The following is a 20,569-nucleotide window of genomic DNA, read 5'->3' as shown; positions in this document are numbered from 1 at the left end:
CTGCTGCAAGCGACGGAAGGTTTGAAACGAAAGGGTAAGAATGAAGACTGCTGCTCCAGCGTACCCATATGCTGTCGGAAGCATCTCCGAAATCCGGAGAAGCATCAGAGTTGGGCCTACGCCGTATCCAACTCCGATGAGGAAATCCGAAGGGTTAGAAGGTTGGCTCACCGGTCGCACTCCCCGAACACCACGTCGATCGCGCCCAGAATGGCGGTCGCGTCGGGCAGCATGTGGCCCTTGGACATGAAGTCCATCGCCTGCAGGTGCGAGAAGGCGGTGGGGCGGATCTTGCAGCGGTAGGGCTTGTTGGTGCCGTCGCTGACGAGATAGACGCCGAATTCGCCCTTGGGGCTTTCGGTCGCGACGTAAACCTCGCCGGCGGGCACGTGGAAGCCTTCGGTGTAGAGCTTGAAGTGGTGGATCAGGCTTTCCATCGACTGCTTCATCTCGCCGCGCTTGGGCGGGGAAACCTTGCCGTCCGTGCTGGCAATCGGCCCGGTCGGCATATCGCGCAGGCACTGGCGGATGATCTTCGCGCTTTCGTAAACTTCCTTCACGCGCACCATGAAGCGATCATAGCAATCCGAATTGGTGCCGACCGGAATGTCGAATTCCATCCGGTCATAGACATCATAGGGCTGGCTCTTGCGCAGATCCCACGGAATGCCCGCCGCGCGGATCATCGGGCCGCTGAAACCCCACGCGACCGCATCATCGCGGCCCACCACGGCGATATCGACATTGCGCTGCTTGAAGATGCGGCTGTCGATCACAAGGCTCATCGCGTCTTCGAACAACTGGAAAAACCGGTTGTCGAGCCAGTCGCCGATATCCACCAGCAGCTTTTCCGGCACATCCTGATGCACGCCGCCGGGGCGGAACCACGCCGAGTGCATCCGCGCGCCGCTCGCGCGTTCGAAGAAGTTGAGGCAATCCTCGCGCAGTTCGAACACCCACAGGTTGGGCGTCATCGCGCCCACGTCCATCACATGCGCGCCGATGTTGAGCATGTGGTTGCAAATGCGGGTCAGCTCGGCAAACAGCACGCGCAGATATTGCGCGCGGATGGGCACTTCGATGTTCAGCAGCTTTTCGATGGCGAGCACATAGGAATGCTCCATGCACAGCGGCGAGCAGTAATCGAGCCGGTCGAAATAGGGCAGGGCCTGAAGGTAGGTCTTGTGCTCGATCAGCTTTTCGGTGCCGCGGTGGAGCAGGCCGACATGCGGATCGATCCGCTCGATCACTTCACCATCCAGCTCCATCACCATCCGCAGCACGCCATGCGCGGCCGGATGCTGGGGGCCGAAATTGATCGTGTAGTTGGAGATCACCTCACCGGTGGTGGTGAGCGATTCTTCGCGTTGCATGCTCATTTCTTCGCCTCCCCGCTCGGCGGCGCAGGCGGAGCCTTTTCGTCAGCCTTTTCGTCAGCCTTTTCGTCAGCCTTTTCGTCAGCCTTTTCGTCTCCGGGCAGAACGTAATCGGCACCTTCCCACGGAGAGAGAAAATCGAAGCTGCGCATTTCCTGCGCCAGTTCGACCGGCTCATACACCACCCGCTTTTCCTCCTCGGAATAGCGCAGTTCGGTATAGCCCGTCATCGGGAAGTCCTTGCGAAAGGGATGCCCTTCAAAGCCGTAATCGGTGAGGATGCGGCGCAGGTCCGGGTTACCCGCAAAGGTGACGCCATACATGTCGAACACCTCGCGTTCGAGCCAGCCCGCATTGGGCCACAGCGTTGTCACCGTCGGCACCGGCGTATCTTCATCGGTCGAACATTTCACGATGATGCGATGGTTCTTCGTCAGGCTTTGCAGCATGTAGACGACTTCGAACCGTTCGGAGCGCGAGGGATAGTCCGCGCCCGCAATCTCCATGAGCTGCTGATACTGGTGATCATCGCGCAGGGTGCGCAAGACACGCTCGATATCGCCGCGCTGAACGCGGAAAATCACTTCCCCATGCGCCTCGGCAGCGCCCAACAGCCACACGCTGATGCTTTCGCTGATGGCGTCAATCACGCCCTCGTTGGAAGCGAACTTCGGGGCGGAATGCAGAACGGCCATGACTTTCGCCCTTACCTTTCGATCGTGCCTACGCGGCGGATCTTGCGCTGCAATTGCATCACGCCATAAAGCAGCGCCTCCGCGGTCGGCGGGCAGCCCGGAACATAGATGTCCACCGGCACGATGCGGTCACAGCCGCGCACCACCGAATAGGAATAGTGGTAATAGCCGCCGCCATTGGCGCAGCTGCCCATGCTGATCACATATTTGGGATCGGACATCTGATCATAGACCTTGCGCAGTGCCGGAGCCATCTTGTTGCACAAGGTGCCCGCCACGATCATCACATCCGACTGGCGCGGGGACGCACGCGGCGCGATGCCGAAGCGTTCCATGTCATAACGCGGCATGTTGACGTGGATCATCTCGACCGCACAGCACGCAAGGCCAAAGGTCATCCACCACAGGCTGCCGGTGCGCGCCCACTGGAACAGATCTTCGGTCGAGGTGACGAGGAAGCCCTTGTCATTCACCTCGGTCTGAAGCGCGTTGAAGTAATCCGCATCGGGCTGGCGCAGATCGCCGCCCTGCGCGGCAGCCGGAAGTCCGGCGGGAGAATTCGCGATCATGTTCATTCCCAATCCAGCGCCCCCTTCTTCCATTCATAGGCCAGGCCGACCGCAAGGATGAACAGGAACACCATCATCCCGCCCCAACCGACCCAGCCCGTCTGCCCCAGGCTCACCGCCCAGGGAAACAGGAACGCCGCTTCGAGATCGAAGACGATGAAGCTGATCGCGACCAGATAGAACCGCACGTCGAACTGGCTGCGCGCATCCTCGAACGCGGGGAAGCCGCATTCATATTCGCTGAGCTTCTCGGCATCCGGATTATGCGCACCCGTCAGCCGTGACACCGCCATCGGCGCGACCACGAACAGGATCGACAATCCGAATGCGATGAGAATGAATAACAGTATCGGCAGATACTGGCTGAGATCGATCACGGCGATGTCCAAGCTATTAATCCCGAGCGTCGCCCTAAGCGTCTCGCGCCGACCGCGCAAGCCCGCGACTCGGACAAAAGCCCATAGAGATGATGCAGGAAATCGAACAGCCGTTGCGGGAAGGAACGCGGCAAACCACCCTCGCCCGCTACTTCATCATGCGCGCCGCCGCCTTCTCGGTCGCATCACCATAGGGAGGCTTCAGCCCGCCCAGCTTAGCAATGTCGATCTTGGGCTGGTGATAGACCGCGCGGGCATGGCTGAACTCGCGGAAACCCTCGATCGCGTGATAGCTCCCCATGCCAGACGGGCCGACCCCGCCGAACGGCAGATCTTCCATCGACACGTGGAACACCACGTCATTGGTCGTCACCCCGCCCGATATGGTGCGGGTGAGAACGCGTTCCTGTTCGCCCGAATCCTCGCCGAAGTAATAAAGGCCGAGCGGTCGGTCATGTTCGTTGATGTAATCCACCGCCTGATCGACCGACTGGTAGGTCATCACCGGCAGGACGGGGCCAAAGATTTCCTCCTGCATCGCGGCCATGCTGTCGTTCACGTTCCGCAGGATGGTCAGCGGCATCTTGCGCTGGTTGGCGTTGGAAAAGTCCTCCTGCCCGGGATTGACCTCGATCACCTCGGCGCCCTTGTCGCGTGCATCCGCGACAAGGCCCTGCAACCTTTCAAAATGGCGGTCCGACACGATCGAGGCATAGTCATCATTATCAAGCAGCCGCGGATACATCGCGCTGGCCGCGTGGGTCACGCCTGCCACGGCCTCGCTTTCCTTGTCCTCGGGCACGATCAGGTAATCGGGCGCGAGGCAGATCTGGCCCGCATTCATCATCTTGCCGATCGCGATGCGTTCGCCCGCCTTGGCGAAATCGGCGCTGCGGCCCATGATAACGGGCGATTTGCCGCCCAGTTCCAGCGTCACCGGCACAAGGTTTTCAGCCGCCGCCTGCATCACCCGGCGCCCGGTCGCGGTCGATCCGGTAAAGACAAGGTGATCGAACGGCAACGCGGAAAACGCCGCTGCCACTTCGGGCCCGCCGGTGATCACCGCCACTTCCTCGGGCGCGAAATACTCGGTCGTCAGCTGCGCCATCAGCTCGCTGGTGCGTTCGGTGAATTCGGATGGTTTGATCATCGCCCGGTTGCCCGCCGCCAGCACCTGCATCAGCGGGCCGAAAGCAAGCTGCACCGGAAAATTCCACGGGCTGAGGATGCCGATCACGCCCTTGGGTTCATAGCGAACCTCGGCCTTGGCACCCAGCAGACCGAGCGGAAACTGGACCTTGCGCTTTTCGGTTTTGGCCCACTTGTCCACGTTCTTGAGCGCGTGATGGCCTGCACCCACCGTGGCAGCGATATCGGTCAGCATTGATTGCTGCACCGAACGGCTTCCGAAATCCGCGCTCATTGCCTTGGCGAATTCATCGCCATGCTCCTTGACCAGCGCGATGGCGCGGCGGATGCGGTCCTTGCGCTGCGATATCGGCTCGGGTCGCGATGCGGTGAAGGCGGCGCGTTGGCGTGTCAGCAGGGCTTCGAGGGTGTCGCGGCGATCATCGGCCATGTCATTCTCCCATAGACATAGATGCGTTTTGATTTGCGACGCGTTCTTGCGCAAAGCTGCGCCGCTGACAAGGTGCTTGGCAGCTGGTCGCACGATTGCCTCAACCGATTGCCAATGCCGCAACGCAGCATTAGAGCCACATCCAGACATTCCATCCTGACGCAAGGACGAACCGCTATGACCCAGTTCTCATCCGCCGATCCGATCGTGATCCTGTCCTATGCGCGCACCCCGATGGGCGCGATGCAGGGCGCGCTGGCGGATGTCGCGGCGACCGATCTGGGCGCGGTGGCGGTCAAGGCTGCGGTTGAGCGCGCGGGTGTGGCGGGCGAGGATATCGACCGCGCCTATATCGGCTGCGTGCTGCCCGCAGGGCTTGGGCAGGCACCGGCGCGGCAGGCAGCGATCAAGGCAGGCCTGCCGCTTTCGGTGCAGGCGACCACGGTCAACAAGGTGTGCGGCAGCGGCATGCAGACCGTGATCATGGGCGCCGAAGCGCTCGCCAGCGGCACCATCGACATGGTGGTGGCAGGCGGCATGGAAAGCATGACCAATGCGCCCTACCTGTTGAAAAAGCACCGTTCAGGCGCACGGCTGGGCCATGATACGGCCTATGACCACATGTTCCTTGATGGGCTGGAAGATGCCTATGAACCGGGCCGCGCGATGGGCACCTTCGCGCAGGATACCGCCAATGCCTACCAGATGACCCGCGAAGACATGGACGCCTACGCGATCGAATCCCTTGCCCGCGCCAACCGCGCGATTGAAAGCGGCGCGTTTGCGGGCGAGGTCGTGCCGGTAACCGTTGCGACCCGCGCGGGCGACGTGGTGGTCGAACATGACGAAGCGCCCGGCAAGGGCCGCCCAGACAAGATCCCGCAACTGCGCCCGGCCTTCGCCAAGGACGGCACCATCACCGCCGCGACTTCCAGCTCGATCTCGGATGGCGCCGCTGCGCTGGTGCTGACCCGCGCGAGCGTGGCTCAGGCCAAGGGCCTGACCCCGGTCGCCCGCGTTGTCGCCACAGCTGCACACGCCCAGGCCCCGGCGCAGTTCACCACTGCGCCGATTCCCGCCATCCAGAAGGTGCTCGATCGCGCCGGCTGGAGCATTGATGATGTGGATCTGTTCGAAGTCAACGAAGCCTTCGCCTGCGTCGCCATGTTCGCGATGCGCGATCTCGGCATTCCGCATGACAGGATCAACGTCAACGGCGGCGGCACCGCGCTTGGCCACCCGATCGGGGCGAGCGGCACGCGCATCATCGTGACGCTGCTGAACGCGCTGAAAAGCCACGGCAAGACCCGCGGCGTTGCCTCGCTGTGCATCGGCGGGGGCGAAGCCACCGCGATTGCGGTCGAGCTGGTGTGACATCATGGCGCGCAGGGCTCTTTTTGCGCTGATGCTGCTGCTGGCCGCAGGGGTGACGGCGGGGTGCGAACCCTCGCCCACCCCTGAACCGGTCGAACCGCCCGAACTTCCGAGCGATTAATCGCTGAATCCGTGTTCCTGTCGGGCGCTATTGGTCGCCCGGCAGATTCTCGACGCCCCACAGGCGGTCGCTCGCGACCCAGCCCTTGCGCCCGCCAACATTGATCTCGCACCAGTCTTCGCGGCAGGTTGAAAGCTTGCCGACCACCCCCGGTTCGGCCCGCCAGCGCAGCGCCGATGTGGCGGCGGGCTCGGCGCGGATATCGGCCAGCCCTTCGCCCACCACCAGCGCGCCGCGGTTCGGGTCAAGCTGGCTGCGGGCGATCCAGCCCTTGGCCCCTTCGGGATCCTCGACGAAACGCCAGCCTTCGCGCACCCGCACCACCTTCACCGGCAGGCCCTTGCGCTTGTAGACCCATTCGATCGGATATTCCTCGCTCGGGCCAACGCGCATGCGCACCTCGTCATAACGCAAGCTCGCCCAGTAGGGCACTTCGCGGTCCTGCGCATGAGCCGGATCACACATGATCACGAAACCCATCAGCAGGCACAGGCCGAACACGGCAAAAACGCGGATTCCCATCATCATGGGTTGCGATAGCCCGTCTGGCCTACGGGTTTCAAGCACGCCTTGATGCAAATCCGGCAGCATCACGCCTTGACCGCGCGGGCCCTGTGGCATTAGCCGATGACCATGCCAGAAAGCCGCACCCCGATCGAACGTCCCCGAGTCATCGTGACCCGCCATCTGGTGCCGGAGGTCGAGGCGCGGATGCGCGAATTGTTCGACGTGGTGCTGAACGTGGCCGATGTGCCGCTGACCCGCGATCAGCTTGCCGCTGCGATGCAGGATTGCGACGTGCTGGTGCCGACCGTGACCGACCGGATCGACGCCGATCTGATCGCAGGGGCTGGTGGGCGGCTGGGGCTGATCGCCAATTTCGGCGCGGGAACGGAACATATTGATCTGGCCGCCGCCGCCGCGCGGAAAATCCTTGTCACCAACACGCCCGGCGTCTTCACCGATGATACCGCCGACCTTGCGATGGCGATGATCATCGGTGTGCCCCGCCGGATTCGCGAAGGCACAGGGCTGGTGCGGCGCGGCGAGTGGACGGGGTGGACGCCATCGGGCCTGCTCGGGCGCAAGCTGGCGGGCAAGGTGCTGGGCATTGTCGGCATGGGCCGCATCGGGCAGGCGGTGGCCCACCGCGCGCGCGCCTTCGGGCTGGAGATCGCCTATTTCAACCGCAAGCCCCTGCCCGAGGCGTTGGAACGGATGCTGGGCGCTCGTTACGTGGGTGATGTCGATGCGCTGATGGCCGAGTCCGACATCCTCACCCTTCACTGCCCGCTGACCGAGGACACCCGCCACATGGTCGACGCGCGGCGGATCGCGCTGATGAAGCCGGGCAGCAGCATCATCAACACTGCGCGCGGTGAGCTGATCGATCAGGAAGCGCTGATCGCGGCGCTTGAATCGGGCCACCTCGCGGGCGCGGGGCTGGATGTGTACCCCGACGAGCCGCACGTCGATCGGCGCCTCATCGCCCATCCCAACGTCATGACTCTGCCCCACATTGGCAGCGCCACGACCGAAGGCCGCGAGGATTCGGGCCACCGGGTGATCGCAAATATCCGCATGTGGGCCGATGGGCACCGCCCGCCCGACCAGGTGCTGACGGCGCTTGTGCGGGGCTGAACCACCGCCGCACCGCCGCGCTTCCTCGCTTAATCCCCCGTCAAAATCCGCTCGACCAGCTCCCCCACGCTCGGGGTGTAGCCGTTGGAGTAGAACGGATCGGTCTTGAACCGGTACGCAGCATGGCCCGCGAAGGCCAAGTTGTTATCCGGATCATCGCCGTGGGCGATGTCCTGCAAGGTCTTCTGGATGCAGAAGCTGCGCGGATCGGCAAGCCTGCCGGTGGTGAAGTCGTCGTGGTCCTTCCAGCTCGAAAAGCCGCAATGCGACAGGCAGCCCATGCAATCCTGCTGATCCTTGCGGATGGTGTCGCGCGAATCCGGGGTGACAAACACGATCGTGCCATCGGGTGTCTTGAGCGGTTCGGTATGCCCGGCGCGCATCCACATTTCGGCGCGGGCCTTGTCTTCGGGCATCACCCAGAAGCTGCGCGCCTTGCCTTCTTCGCCGAGTTGCACGGTGCCTTCTTCCTCGCCGCGCTTGAAGAACGGGATCTGGCGTTCGCTGCGGTGCATCAGGTCATACAGGAACGGGGTCTTGACCGCGCTCGAATAGAACCCGGTGGGCGAAAACTTGTGCAGCAGCACATCGCCCGGCTCGACCGTGCGAAGCAGGTCTTTCCAGACCTGCGGGATCGGGCTTTCCCGCGTCAACAACGGGCGCGTGCCGAACTGGAAGGCAATTTTGCCGAGTTCGGGATTGTCGATCCAGTTTTCCCATTCGCGCAGGAACCACACCCCGCCCGCCATCACGATCGGCACGTCGTCCGAAACGCCCTCGGCGCGCATCATGTCGCGCAGGGTCTTGACCCGGGGGTACGGGTCTTCGGGCTTGGTCGGGTCTTCGGCGTTGGACAGGCCATTGTGGCCGCCCGCCAGCCACGGGTCTTCATAGACCACGGCTGCCATCAGATCGGGCACCTTGTGGTAGCTGCGTTTCCATAGCGCCCGGAACGCACGCCCGGAACTGACGATCGGCAGGTAATACACGTTGAACCGCGCCGCGATCTCCGCCAGCTTGTAGGGCATCCCCGCCCCGCAGGTGACGCCTGCCACCATGCCGCGGGTGTTTTCCAGCACGCCTTCGAGCACGGCCTGCGCCCCGCCCATTTCCCACAACACGTTGATGTTGATCGCGCCCTTGCCGCCCGAAAGCTCATAGGCCTGCTTCACCTGCGTGGTCGCACCGTCAATGGCGTAGCGGATCAGTTCCTGATGGCGTTCCTCGCGGGTTTTGCCGTGATATATCTGCGGAACCGGGTTGCCGTCCGCGTCATAGCTGTCGGCGTTGACCGCGCTCACCGTACCGATGCCGCCCGCTGCCGCCCATGCGCCGGAACTGGCGTGATTGGTCGCCGAAACACCCTTGCCGCCTTCGACCAGCGGCCACACTTCACGCCCGCCATAAACGATCGGGCTCAATCCCTTGAACAATGAAAACTCCCCTTCGCGCCCTTCTGACGCGCATGATCTGGTTGTGACATAGTGCCCGGCGCGGCTGGCCGCAATGTTAGAGCATGGTTTGCCCCTAGCCGAGATTGCAGGGGCGGATCGCCTCCGGTTCGGTGCGTTTGGCACCGCGCTGAAATCGGGCAAAATACCCCTTGATGTCGGGCCGTTCGAGATATTCGACCAGCACATAGCCGACCGCCTCGAATTCGCAGAACAGCAGCGTATGGGGCAGGCCGTGGCGGCCCACCGGGCTGTCGCTTTCGACGACGATGATCTGGCCTTCGGCATTCAGCGCCGGCCACATCCGCCACAGGAAGGCATAGGGATCGGTCACTTCATGATACATGTGGACCAGGAAGATGCGGTCGAAACTGTCTGCGGGCAGCTGCGGATCGTCTGGTTCGCCCAGCTTGATCGAGATGTTTTCAAGCCGCTCACGCTCCACCCGGCGACCGAGCCGTTCGAGCGCTTCGCGGCTGATATCCTGCGCCAGCACGCGCCCGTCATCCCCCACGCGTTCGGCGAGGCGGACGGTATAATAGCCCTCGCCCGCGCCGATATCGGCCACGGTCATGCCCGGGCGCATATCGGCAAGGTCCATCACCACCTGCGCCTCGTTGCGCTCGTCGCGCGCGTCCTCGTTGGCGAACTGGTTGGAGACGACCTTGGCTACTGGCCGGACGGGCTTGGGGAAAATCAGCGCGCTGTCGGACCGTTCGTCCGGGATCGGCAGCATCTGGTCACACGCCGCCAGCGCCAGCGCCAGCCCGCCTGCTGCCAGCAATCCCGCAGCCAATCGGCGCCTAGCGATCATGCCTATTCCACGTCCTCGATCTCGACCGTCTCGCCCGTCACCCGCTGCGCCAGCGCAGCCGAGATGAACGGATCGATCGCCCCGTCAAGCACGGCATCGGGCGAGGTCGAGACAACGCCTGTGCGCAGGTCCTTGACCATCTGGTAGGGCTGCAAGACGTAGGACCGGATCTGGTGGCCCCAGCCAATATCGCTCTTGGCGCTGTGCTCGGCGCTGGCGGCTTCCTCGCGGGAACGCATTTCGGCCTCGTAAAGCCGCGCTTTCAGCATGTTCATCGCGATATCGCGGTTCTTGTGCTGGCTGCGGTCCTGCTGGCTGGCGACCACGATCCCGCTGGGCTGGTGGGTGATGCGCACCGCGGAATCGGTGGTGTTGACGTGCTGCCCGCCCGCTCCCGAAGCGCGGTAGGTGTCGATCTTGAGATCTGCCGGGTTGATATCGATCTCGAAGGTATCGTCGATCACCGGATAGACCCACACGCTGGAAAAGCTGGTGTGGCGCCGGGCCGAGCTGTCATAGGGGCTGATGCGGACAAGCCGGTGGACGCCGCTTTCGGTCTTGGCATAGCCATAGGCGTTGTCGCCCTTGATCAGCAGCGTCGCCGACTTGATTCCGGCCTGTTCGCCTGCCTGATATTCCACCGTTTCGACCTTGAAACCGCGCCGCTCGGCCCAGCGGGCATACATGCGCAGCAGCATTTCGGCCCAGTCCTGGCTTTCGGTGCCGCCTGCCCCGGCGTGGATTTCAAGATAGGTGTCATTGCCGTCCACCTCGCCCGAAAGCAGCGCCTGCACCTTGTCGGCATCGGCGCGGTCGGCCAGCTGTGCCAGCGTGGCGAGGCCATCATCGATGATCGCATCCTCACCCTCGGCCTCACCCATGGTGATGAATTCGACCGCGTCGGCCATCTCGGCGGAAATCTCGTTGACGGTGTTCACCGCCGTTTCCAGCGTCTTCTGCTCGCGGCTGATCGCCTGCGCCTGCTTGGGATTGTCCCACAAGCCCGGATCCTGCACCCGCGCATTCAGTTCGTCGAGCCGCCGCAAGGCGCGCTCCCAGTCGAGCGACTGGCGCACCAGCGCCAGCGCCGCTTCGATCCGGTTGATGTAAGCCTGGGCCTCGGCCCGCATGATTGATCCTTCACAAGACGCGAAAATTCCGGCCTGCGCTTAACGCGGGCGGCGCGATTGTAAAGCCGCGCTGCCGCCGGCCGTGCGGGCTACTTCTTCAGCGCGCGCACCGCAGCAAGGCTCTTTTCCACGTGGCCGCGGTAATCGCTGGCCGAATGCACGGCGATGATCCGCCCGTCGGGCGCGATGACATAGGACGTGCGGCTGGCAAGTCCCGATCCACCCATCGCCACGTCATAGGCGCCGATCACCTTGGTGCTGGCGACACCGACCGGGAAGGCATCGCGGCATTCCTCGCGGCTGAAACGCTTCAGCGTCTCGATATCGTCGTTCGACATCCCGATCACGCTTGCGCCTGCTGCCCGGAATTGCGGCATCGCCTCGGCAAAGGCATTGGCTTCCAGCGTGCAGCCACTGGTAAAGGCCTTGGGGTAGAAATACAGCACCACCGGGCCTTTCGCCAACGCAGCGCTCAGCGAAAAGCCGAATTCCTTACCCGCCAGCGCGGCGCGGGTGGTGAAGCCGGGCGCATCCTCCCCCACGGGTAGTTCAGCCGCAGCGGTGGTGGCAAGGCCTGCGGCGACAAGCGCGGAAGCGGCGAAACGAACAAGCTTTCCGGTCATGCAGATGCAACCTTCCAAGGCCCACGCCGGTTCCCCGGCGCACGGGCTGTGCGTCAATAAATCCCGCCCTGCTCGATCACGAAGTCGCGCGGGGCATCGGGGTTATCGTCCACCACCGCGCCATCGGCATTCTCGCGGCCTGCGCGGATCAGCTGAAGGATCTCGTTGCGGCGGGCGGCGATTTCATCCTGCCGTGTGAAACGCTCGGGCTCGGTATCGGGTTTGAAGGCCTCCCAGATGATCTCGGATCGGGGATCGTCGGTCGGCCAGCCTTCGAACACCTGCTTGCCGGTGCGCCGGTCGACCCGCACCATGCGCACCCCTTCTGGCGCGACGGGGGGCAGGTCCGACCACTTCGCGCGGGTCTTTTCGATCATGCTCTTGATGATCGGCGCAGCAATCGTGCCGCCATAGGCATAGCCGCCCATGTTGCGCGGCTTGTCAAAGCCCACATAGGCGCCTGCAACCATCTGCTGCGTCCCGCCGATGAACCACACGTCCTTGGGGCCGGAGGTGGTGCCGGTCTTGCCGAACAGCGGCAGTTTGAGCGGGTTGAGCACGGTTGCCGTTCCCCGGCTGACTGCGCCGCGCAGCATATGCATCACCTGAAACGCGGTGCGCGCATCCATCGCAGCCACGCCCTTGAGCCCGAAACGCGGCATCGGCTTGCCATCCCACTCGGGCATGTTGCAGCCCCGGCAATCGCGGGTATCGGCGCGCCACAGCACCTTGCCGCGCCGGTCCTGCACATAATCGATCACCGTCGGCGCATTCAGCCGCCCGTGATTGGCCAGCGCGCCATAGGCCGCCACCATCTGCGACAGCGTGGTCTCGCCTGCCCCGAGCGCGGTCGAGGGATAGGGATCGAACTTCCCGATCCCGAGTTTTTCCACTGCCTGCACGACATTGTCCATGCCTGCGGTCATGCCGATCTGCACGGTCATGATGTTCTGCGACTGTTCAAGGCCGTAACGCACTGGAAACTGTCCTGCGCGTCCGCCGCGAATGCATTTCTCGCCAAGGTTGGCGCCCTGATAATAGCAGTAACGCGAGTTATCGATCTGGGTCGAAGGGGTCATGCCGCTGTCAAGCCCGGTGGCATAGACGAACGGCTTGATGGTCGAACCTGGCTGACGCATCGCCTGTGTCGCGCGGTTGAAGTCCGACAGCCGGTGATCAAACCCGCCCTGCATCGCCAGCACCCGGCCATATTGCGCGTTCTGCACCACCAGCGCGCCCTGCGCTTCGGGCGTGGTGCGCACGCGCCAGACATTGCCCGCCGGGCTCGCCGCGATCACATCGCCCGCCTTGAGCCGATCGGGCAGGTTCGTGAGCGGTGCTTCGCTACCGTCGGCAAAGCCGATCCGCGCCGAAGCCCCGCTGCGGCTGGTGACGACACCGATGCGCCAGTTGCGGTAATTGATGCCGAGCGGCGAGCTTTGCAGCTGGCTGGCCCAGTTGCCCGCGCTCACATCAATGGTGGCAATCGGCCCGCCCCAGCCACGCCCGCCGTGATAGCGCAGCAGGCCATCGCGCAAGGCATCGCGCGCGGCCAGCTGGATTTCGGGATCCAGCGAGGTGCGCACCCACAGCCCGCCGGCATAGACGCTGTTCGCCCCGTCTTCGGCCACTTCGCCGAAACGTCCGATCAACTCGCGCCGCACTTCTTCAAGGAAATAGCCCGCATCAACGCTGCGCGTGCTGCGCTGGGTCACCAGACCAAGCGGCTGCGCCGCTGCCGCACGCCGCTCCGACCCGCTGATGAAACCATTGGCCTCCATCTGGACGAGCACGAAATTGCGGCGGCCAAGCGCGGCCTGTTCCTGCCCCTTGCGGCCATACCGTTCCGGCGCCTTGGGCAGGATCGCAAGGAACGCCATTTCGTGCAGATCAAGATCGCCAACGTCCTTGTCGAAATAGGCGCGTGCTGCCGCCTGCACGCCGAAAGAACGCCGCCCGAGCGGGATTTCATTAAGGTAGAGTTCGAGGATTTCCTGCTTGGTCAGCGCCTGTTCGATGCGCCCGGCAAGGATCATTTCCTTCAATTTGCGCGTCACCGAGTATTCATCGCCCAGAAGCAGGTTCTTGGCCACCTGCTGGGTAATGGTCGAACCGCCCACCGCGCGCTCGCCCGAGCCCATCTTGCGGGCATAATCGAACACCGCGTTGGCGGTGCCGAAAATGTCGATTCCGCCATGGCTGAAGAAGGTCTTGTCCTCGGCCGAAAGATAGGCCTCGATCAGCTGATCGGGAAAATCGACATATTGCAGCTGCACCCGCCGTTCACGCGCGTAGGAATGCACGATCTCGCCATCAATCCCGCGCACCACCGTGGGCAGCGGGGTTTCATAGACCAGCAGGGTTTCGGCATCGGGCAGGTCGTTTGCCAGCCACACGAACACCGCGATCCAGATCGCCAGCCCGATCGCAAGCAGGCTTGCCACCAGTTTGAACAGCAGGCTTTCCTGCCATTTTTTGCCGAACCACCCGAGCGCGCCGCCAATATCGCGGTTCACTCGGTAACGCAGATAGGCCCAGGTCGGCAGCGGGCCGGAATCCATAGAAGTGGCGGGGGTCTGCTCAGTCATGGGAAAGGCGCAACTAGCACGCAGCTGGCGGGCAAGGCTAGCCGCTTTTGCGCGCCTATTCCCCTTCCGCCGTCACATCCGCCCGGCGCGCGAAATAGACCCGGATCGCGCGGGCCAGCACGCGAGCATATTGCGCCTGACCTTCGGGGGTGGTCAGGCGGTCGCGGTCCGCCCGGTTGGTGACAAAGCCGCTTTCGAACAGCACCGAAGGCACATCGGGCGCACGCAGCACCGCCAGTGCGGCCGATCGGCGCGGCTGCGGGTGGAAGGCGAGCCGCTCTCCGCCCTCGCGCAGCACGAGACCCGCAAATTCGATCGCGTCTTCCTGCGTGCGCTGCTGCGAAAGTTCGACCAGAATCGCGCTCACCGCCTCGCTCTGCCCTTCGATGGCGATTCCATTGAGCCGGTCGGCATCGTTCTCACGCGCGGCAAACCGCGCTGCCGCCTCGCTCGATGCGGCATTGGACAGGGTGTAGATGCTCGCGCCGCTGACATCGTCCCGCTCTCCGGCAGAATCGGCATGGATCGAAACGAACAGGTCGGCGTCCAGCAGCCGGGCAATCTCTGACCGATCCGCCAGCGGCAGGATACGGTCATCCGCGCGGGTCAGCGCCACCCGGATGCCGCCTTGCGCCAGCAATTGTTCGCGCAGCGCCAAAACAAGTGCGAGGGTGATATCCTTCTCGTGCACCTCACGCCCTTCGCGATCCAGCCCGATCGCGCCCGGATCCGGCCCGCCATGCCCGGCATCGATCACCACCAGCGGCCGGTCAGAATCTTGCGGCCCGGCAATCTCTGGCAGTTCAGGCGGGGTGGTCGCGCCCTCAAGAACAAAGCGCAGCACATAGTCTCTGCCCCAGTGCGGCACGGGGATGGCCACACCCAGCGCCGCCGCCCCGCCCAACAGCAGCGCAGGGACCATCAGCAGGATCAGCAGAAGAGTACGAAAGCTCATGTCGCAGCAGGCTTACGTTCTTGCCTGAAGATAACGCAATAGAGTTGCGGGGTTTGCCCCACAGTGCTAGCGATGTTTCGAGAGCGGTTGCGACCTGGTGCTTTTGCACCGGCACAGCCCGCCTCTCGCTCCGGGCTTCCTCTCTTCTGCGGCGCCCGGTCCAAGAACAGGTTGATGTAGTGACGAGACGCTTTTCCCCGCAATTCAGCTCAGCGCGCCTTTCTGTCGCCTGTGCCGTTGCGGGCCGAAGCGCGGCGATCCGCCGCGATCTTGCCTCTGCAGACACGAGCTTCGTGCCTCCCGCCCCGTTCGGGCGCAGCGCGGCAATCCCTTCCGGCCGTCCTTCAGGGCAGTCCGGATCATCCCACAATCGGCGTCCCCTTCCCTCCGCCACGCGGACAAGGCCGGACGCATGGAGAATATTCAATGGCAACGCGCATGCTTATCGATGCGCGCCACCCGGAAGAAACCCGGGTGGCGGTACTGCAAGGCAACCGGATTGAGGAATTCGATTTCGAATCTGCCGAACACAAGCAGATCAAGGGCAATATCTACCTCGCCAAGGTAACCAGGGTTGAACCATCGCTGCAGGCGGCTTTTGTCGACTTTGGCGGCAATCGCCACGGCTTCCTCGCCTTCAGCGAAATCCATCCCGATTACTATCAGATCCCCAAGGCTGACCGCGATGCGCTGCTCGCCGAAGAGGCTGAGGCGGCCGAGGAAGAAGAACGCCTCCGCGCAGAGGACGAGGATGAAGGCATTGCCCCCGGCGACGAATATGACGCCGAAGATGAAAGCGGCGAGGCACTGGCCGAAGATCTGGCCGAGAACGGGGTCGAGGAAATCGACACCTCGGACAAGGACGATGTCTCCACCATCGAAGATGGCGCGTCGGACGACGACAACGGCGATGACGACAACGACGATGACGATACGGACGATGCCGACAACGACGACGGTGAGGATTCCGGCGAGAACGGTGAACGTGAACGCGGCCGTGGCCGCCGCGGACGCCGCCGTCAGGGCAAAGGCGATAAAGGCAATGGCGCAGGCCGCGGCGGCAGCAGTGGCCGCAGCCGTGCCAAGCAGGTTGATGAAGTGCGTGCCAAGCGCATGGCGCTGCGCCGCCGTTACAAGATCCAGGACGTCATCCAGCGCCGTCAGGTGCTGCTGGTGCAGGTGGTCAAGGAAGAACGCGGTAACAAGGGCGCAGCGCTGACCAGCTATCTCAGCCTCGCCGGGCGTTACACCGTGCTGATGCCCAACAGCTCAAGCGGGGGCGGGATCAGCCGCAAGATCAGCTCCTCCAGCGATCGCAAGCGCTTGAAGGACATGGTCTCCGATCTCAAGCTGCCGCGCAGCATGGGGCTGATCGTGCGCACCGCTGGCCTCAGCCGCACCAAGCCTGAAATCAAGCGTGATTTCGATTACCTCGCCCGCGTGTGGGACGAAATCCGCGAAAAGACGCTGGCCTCGGTTGCGCCGGCGCTGATCCATTCGGACAGCGACCTGATCAAGCGCGCGATCCGCGACATCTACAACAAGGAAATCGAGGAAGTCGTGGTCGAGGGCGAGGACGGCTACAAGTCGGCCAAGGCCTTCATGAAGATGCTGATGCCCAGCCATGCGCGCCGGGTGAAAGCCTATTCCGATCCGGTCCCGCTGTTCCAGCGCTATGGCGCGGAGGACCAGCTGCGTGCGATGTATGATCCGATGGTGCAGCTCAAATCGGGCGGATACCTGATCATCAACCCGACCGAGGCGCTGGTCTCGATCGACATCAACTCGGGCCGTTCGACCAAGGAACACGGGATCGAAGCGACCGCGCTTCACACCAATCTTGAAGCCGCCAAGGAAATCGCCCGGCAGTTGCGGCTGCGCGACATGGCCGGTCTGGTCGTGATCGACTTCATCGACATGGAATATTCGGGCAACGTCCGGAAGGTCGAAAAGGCGATGAAGGACGCGCTCAAGAATGATCGCGCGCGCATTCAGGTCGGCCGGATTTCCAGTTTCGGGCTGATGGAAATGAGCCGCCAGCGCCTGCGCACCGGCGTGCTTGAGGCGACCACCCGCCCGTGCCCGCATTGCGACGGCACCGGGCTTGTCCGCACCGCATCATCAGCGGGCCTTTCGGCGCTGCGCCTGATCGAGGACGAGGCCGCACGCGGCAAGGGCACGCAGATCCGCCTTGCCGCCAGCACCGAAGCAGCGATCTACCTGCTCAACGAAAAGCGCTCCGATCTGGTCGAGATCGAACATCGCTATGGCGTCACTGTCGAAGTCCTGCCCGAAGGCGAGCAGGAAGGCGCGAAGATGAGCGTGTCGAGCGGCGGCCCGCGCCCGTCACAGGCGCCCAGGTTCGAACCGATCATCGACGAGGATGAGGACGAGGATCTTCCCGAGGACGAAGAGATCGAGGAAGTGGAAGACACCCGCGAAAACCGGCGCAACCGCTCCGATGAAGGCGACGAAGGCGAACGCCCGAAGAAGCGTCGCCGGCGGCGCGGCGGACGCAGCCGCAATCGCCAGGATCGCGAGGACGGCGGCGCTGACAATGGCTCGGATGCCGATGATGACGCGGATGATCGCGAAGCGGCCGATGGTGCTGCGGATGAAACCCGCGAAGACGGCGAGGAAGAACGCCCCAGGAAGCGCCGCCGTCGCGGTGGTCGCGGACGCAAGCGGCGTTCGGATAATGGCGATGGCACCGGCGAAGACACGCAGGGTGGCAACGACGGAAATGGCGACGGAAATGGCGGCGAAGATGGCGACCAGAACGGCAGCGAGACCGAGGTAAGCGCGCCCGAAGCGGACGCTGCCGAGACACCCGCGCCCGAGGCCAGCGAGGAAGCCCCGGTCGAAAAGCCCAAGCGCAAGCGCGCCCCGCGCAAGAAAAAGGAAGCCGCGCCTGCTGCCGAAGCCGCTTTGCAGGAGGCCGCTGGACAAGACGGGGCTGCACAAGAGGTCTCGTCCGAACTGGCTCCGGAAGTGGCAGCGGACACCGCCGCGCAAGCGCCCGAACCAGAAGCCCCGGTTGAAAAGCCCAAGCGCAAGCGCGCCCCGCGCAAGACCATGCCTGTCGATGCGCCTGCCGCCGAAGCGATTGCGGAACAGGTCAAACAGGACATGGCCGTGATTGCCGGGCCAGATGATGCGCCCCAGACAGCCGCAGCAGCGGCCGAGGAGCCCGCCAAACCGGCCAGAAGATCAAGGGCCAAGGCCAAGGCCAGTCCCGAGGAAGTGGCTCAAAAGGAAGATGCACCGAAGGAAGATGCACCGAAGGAAGATGCGAAACCGCGCCGCGGATGGTGGCAGCGCACCTTCGGGGAATAATCCTTCGCGCAGGGCTCTTTACGCAGGGCTATGCGCCAAACAAAAGCAAAGGCCGGGAGATGGACAACATCTTCCGGCCTTTGCAATTGCGCCAGACCATTTCCGCCTGAAGGGCTTCGGCTTTTCTGACCGGATCGATCAGGCGCCGACCTTGCGGGCGATACCCCACTCCATCCATCCGGCAAACTGCGGCGCCTTGGGCGTGTAACCCTGACCCAGCGGCTCGACCGCAAAGCCCGCACCGCGCAGCGCAGCACCGATCGGGCGGGTCAGATGGCACCCTCCGGCAAGCCGTGTCCACACCGGCTCGATCCGTTCCTGCCAGCGCAGCACCCCGGCATCGGGCGCGCGGCCATGTTCAAGGAACAGCACCTTCCCGCCGGGCCGCAGGATGCGGCGCATTTCGTCCATCACCTGCTGCGGATCATTCACCGAACACAGGGTAAATGTGCACACCGCGCAATCAAAGCTGCTATCGCCAAAAGGGATCGCCTCACCCCGCCCTGCCCTCAGGTCCGCTGCCCAGCCCATTTCCCGCGCCGCCACGCGCGTACCGTCCAGCAGCCCTTCATGCGGATCGATCCCGGCATAGGAAGTGATCGCCTGTGCGTTGTAGAATTCGTGATTGATCCCGCCCCCGCAGCCCAGTTCGAACACGTCGCCCGCTGCCCTCGGCACCACCGCGCTGCGCCGCTTCATGACCTGTCCCTGGCTGCACGCGCAGGTGATGAGGCGCGGCATGACGTGCCGTTCGTACCATGATCCCAGCCCCATATGCTCTCCCCTTCTCGGCCCGCAGCGCCAATCTCGGCCAAAGCCTGCCGCTTGCCAATCCCCTCCATGCCGACTTGCGCAAGAATTGAGTAGCGCAGCCATAGGCGAGCTTGTAATCAGCGCCGCCTACCTGGATGGATTGAACACGCATGACCGAACCGCTCAAGCCCCTGCGGATTTCCCCCGAAGACAAGGACCGTGTGCGACTGCTCTACATGGCCAAACATGCCAAGTGGGGCGGCGGGATGCATCCCGAAGATGGCAACCACGCAATCTACCATCACGAAGTGCGTCAGACGCTCGAAGGGCTTGGGCTCAACCTCACGCTTGGCGACAAATACGAGATGCTGTTCAACGCTCCGCCGGTCGACTTCGTCTTCCCGCTGCTCAACCGCGGGGGGTTTGTGAATTCGGAGATGCTGATCCCGCTGCTGTGCAACCGCCTGCGCATCCCCTATCTCGGGGCGATGCCGTTCCTGCGCGGGCTGGGCGATGACAAGTCAGTGTCGAAACTGGTCGCGCGCCATGCCGGTGTGCCGACGGCCGACTGGTTCTGCTATCGCCGCGGCGCGCCGGTGCTGGAGGCCGATCTGCCCGCCAGCCCGGCAGGCCGCTGGGTGATCAAGCCCAATGCCTCTTCGGCCAGCTGGGGCATTTCCGATGCGTTCGATTTTGCCGGTGTCGCCAACGCCATCGCCAATATCCACGGGCAAGGCCATGATGCGATCGTAGAGCCCTATCTTGATGGCTACGACATCCAGTGCGCCTTCATCACCATGGATGACGCGGCCGTTGCCCTGCCGATGCTGTGGTACGAGCGCGAAAACACCCAGCGTCTGTGGACCTATTACGAAAAACGCGATCTGGTCCAGAACACCGAAAAGGCGGCGCTGAAGGCGTTCGAGCATTCCGATTTCGCCCCGCAGATCACCGCCATGGCGAAAGCGGTCGCGCGCGAATTCACGCCGTTTGATTATGGCCGGATCGAATTCCGGCTGGACCTGAACAGCGGCGACATCAATTTCATCGAAATCAACCTCAACTGCAACCTGTGGTCGGAGAAGGTCATGGCCAAGGCCGCCGCACGCGCAGGACTGAGTCATGCCGATCTGCTGGAGACGCTGCTGGCAGAAAGCTGGCGCCGCAACGGCCTGATCAGCGGCTGA

At 63.5% G+C, this 20,569-nt stretch carries 17 protein-coding genes; 4 read left to right on the top strand and 13 right to left on the bottom strand.

Going from position 1 to position 20,569, the window contains the following annotated elements:
• Window positions 1–167: 167 nt before the first annotated feature.
• From BUA05_RS05010 to BUA05_RS04990, 5 genes are all read right to left on the bottom strand, one after another.
• Entirely contained in the window at window positions 168–1,379 is a 1,212-nt protein-coding gene (locus tag BUA05_RS05010; RefSeq protein ID WP_072673576.1) for an NADH-quinone oxidoreductase subunit D, read from the bottom strand.
• Window positions 1,376–2,071 (bottom strand): NADH-quinone oxidoreductase subunit C, encoded by a 696-nt coding sequence (locus tag BUA05_RS05005; protein ID WP_072673575.1) that lies wholly within the window; start codon window positions 2,069–2,071, stop codon window positions 1,376–1,378. Before BUA05_RS05005 ends, BUA05_RS05010 begins: the two co-directional genes overlap by 4 nt.
• Before the next feature lie 11 nt (window positions 2,072–2,082).
• Window positions 2,083–2,640: a NuoB/complex I 20 kDa subunit family protein gene (locus tag BUA05_RS05000; RefSeq protein WP_072673710.1), complete on the bottom strand. Its 558-nt coding sequence runs from the start codon at window positions 2,638–2,640 to the stop codon at window positions 2,083–2,085.
• A gap of 2 nt (window positions 2,641–2,642) precedes the next feature.
• Window positions 2,643–3,017: an NADH-quinone oxidoreductase subunit A gene (locus tag BUA05_RS04995; protein ID WP_036802120.1), complete on the bottom strand. Its 375-nt coding sequence runs from the start codon at window positions 3,015–3,017 to the stop codon at window positions 2,643–2,645.
• A 148-nt stretch (window positions 3,018–3,165) separates the two neighbouring features.
• Window positions 3,166–4,596, bottom strand: a complete 1,431-nt coding sequence (locus BUA05_RS04990; RefSeq protein WP_072673574.1) for a coniferyl aldehyde dehydrogenase — start codon at window positions 4,594–4,596, stop codon at window positions 3,166–3,168.
• A gap of 177 nt (window positions 4,597–4,773) precedes the next feature.
• On the opposite strand from BUA05_RS04990, the gene BUA05_RS04985 reads away from it, so the two are divergent.
• The gene (locus BUA05_RS04985) at window positions 4,774–5,970 is read left to right on the top strand and encodes a thiolase family protein (protein WP_072673573.1); all 1,197 of its coding nucleotides are present in this window, start codon (window positions 4,774–4,776) and stop codon (window positions 5,968–5,970) included.
• A gap of 148 nt (window positions 5,971–6,118) precedes the next feature.
• Here BUA05_RS04985 and BUA05_RS04980 read toward each other — a convergent pair whose 3' ends face one another.
• Window positions 6,119–6,619, bottom strand: a complete 501-nt coding sequence (locus BUA05_RS04980) for an SH3 domain-containing protein (protein WP_342742088.1) — start codon at window positions 6,617–6,619, stop codon at window positions 6,119–6,121.
• 99 nt (window positions 6,620–6,718) lie between these two features.
• Here BUA05_RS04980 and BUA05_RS04975 point away from each other — a divergent pair, with 99 nt between their 5' ends.
• Window positions 6,719–7,732 (top strand): 2-hydroxyacid dehydrogenase, encoded by a 1,014-nt coding sequence (locus tag BUA05_RS04975; RefSeq protein WP_072673572.1) that lies wholly within the window; start codon window positions 6,719–6,721, stop codon window positions 7,730–7,732.
• A gap of 29 nt (window positions 7,733–7,761) precedes the next feature.
• Here the strand turns inward: BUA05_RS04975 and BUA05_RS04970 are convergent, their stop codons facing one another.
• The 6 genes from BUA05_RS04970 to BUA05_RS04945 form a co-directional block, all read right to left on the bottom strand.
• On the bottom strand, window positions 7,762–9,165 hold the full coding sequence (locus BUA05_RS04970; protein ID WP_072673571.1) for an NAD(P)H-dependent flavin oxidoreductase: 1,404 nt from the start codon (window positions 9,163–9,165) through the stop codon (window positions 7,762–7,764).
• A gap of 94 nt (window positions 9,166–9,259) precedes the next feature.
• Entirely contained in the window at window positions 9,260–9,997 is a 738-nt protein-coding gene (locus BUA05_RS04965; protein WP_072673570.1) for a class I SAM-dependent methyltransferase, read from the bottom strand.
• Window positions 9,998–9,999: 2 nt separating this feature from the next.
• A complete protein-coding gene (prfB, locus tag BUA05_RS04960) occupies window positions 10,000–11,127 on the bottom strand; it encodes a peptide chain release factor 2 (protein WP_072673569.1) in 1,128 nt (375 codons plus the stop codon).
• 89 nt (window positions 11,128–11,216) lie between these two features.
• Window positions 11,217–11,750: a peroxiredoxin gene (locus BUA05_RS04955; RefSeq protein ID WP_072673568.1), complete on the bottom strand. Its 534-nt coding sequence runs from the start codon at window positions 11,748–11,750 to the stop codon at window positions 11,217–11,219.
• A 53-nt stretch (window positions 11,751–11,803) separates the two neighbouring features.
• Window positions 11,804–14,338, bottom strand: coding sequence for a penicillin-binding protein 1A (locus BUA05_RS04950; protein WP_084662479.1), 2,535 nt, complete (start codon window positions 14,336–14,338; stop codon window positions 11,804–11,806).
• 55 nt (window positions 14,339–14,393) lie between these two features.
• On the bottom strand, window positions 14,394–15,293 hold the full coding sequence (locus tag BUA05_RS04945; protein ID WP_072673566.1) for an N-acetylmuramoyl-L-alanine amidase family protein: 900 nt from the start codon (window positions 15,291–15,293) through the stop codon (window positions 14,394–14,396).
• A gap of 426 nt (window positions 15,294–15,719) precedes the next feature.
• On the opposite strand from BUA05_RS04945, the gene BUA05_RS04940 reads away from it, so the two are divergent.
• Entirely contained in the window at window positions 15,720–18,629 is a 2,910-nt protein-coding gene (locus tag BUA05_RS04940; protein WP_072673565.1) for an Rne/Rng family ribonuclease, read from the top strand.
• 138 nt (window positions 18,630–18,767) lie between these two features.
• Here the strand turns inward: BUA05_RS04940 and BUA05_RS04935 are convergent, their stop codons facing one another.
• Window positions 18,768–19,403 carry a class I SAM-dependent methyltransferase gene (locus BUA05_RS04935; protein ID WP_072673564.1) on the bottom strand — a complete coding sequence of 212 codons (636 nt, stop codon included), beginning with the start codon at window positions 19,401–19,403 and terminating at the stop codon, window positions 18,768–18,770.
• A 149-nt stretch (window positions 19,404–19,552) separates the two neighbouring features.
• On the opposite strand from BUA05_RS04935, the gene BUA05_RS04930 reads away from it, so the two are divergent.
• Window positions 19,553–20,569, top strand: a complete 1,017-nt coding sequence (locus BUA05_RS04930; RefSeq protein WP_072673563.1) for a D-alanine--D-alanine ligase family protein — start codon at window positions 19,553–19,555, stop codon at window positions 20,567–20,569.

It is taken from the genome of Erythrobacter sanguineus, assembly GCF_900143235.1.
In the GTDB taxonomy this organism is placed as follows: domain Bacteria; phylum Pseudomonadota; class Alphaproteobacteria; order Sphingomonadales; family Sphingomonadaceae; genus Erythrobacter; species Erythrobacter sanguineus.
The sequence above is the reverse complement of the archived record's forward strand: the minus strand, read 5'-3'. Positions and strand labels throughout refer to the sequence as shown.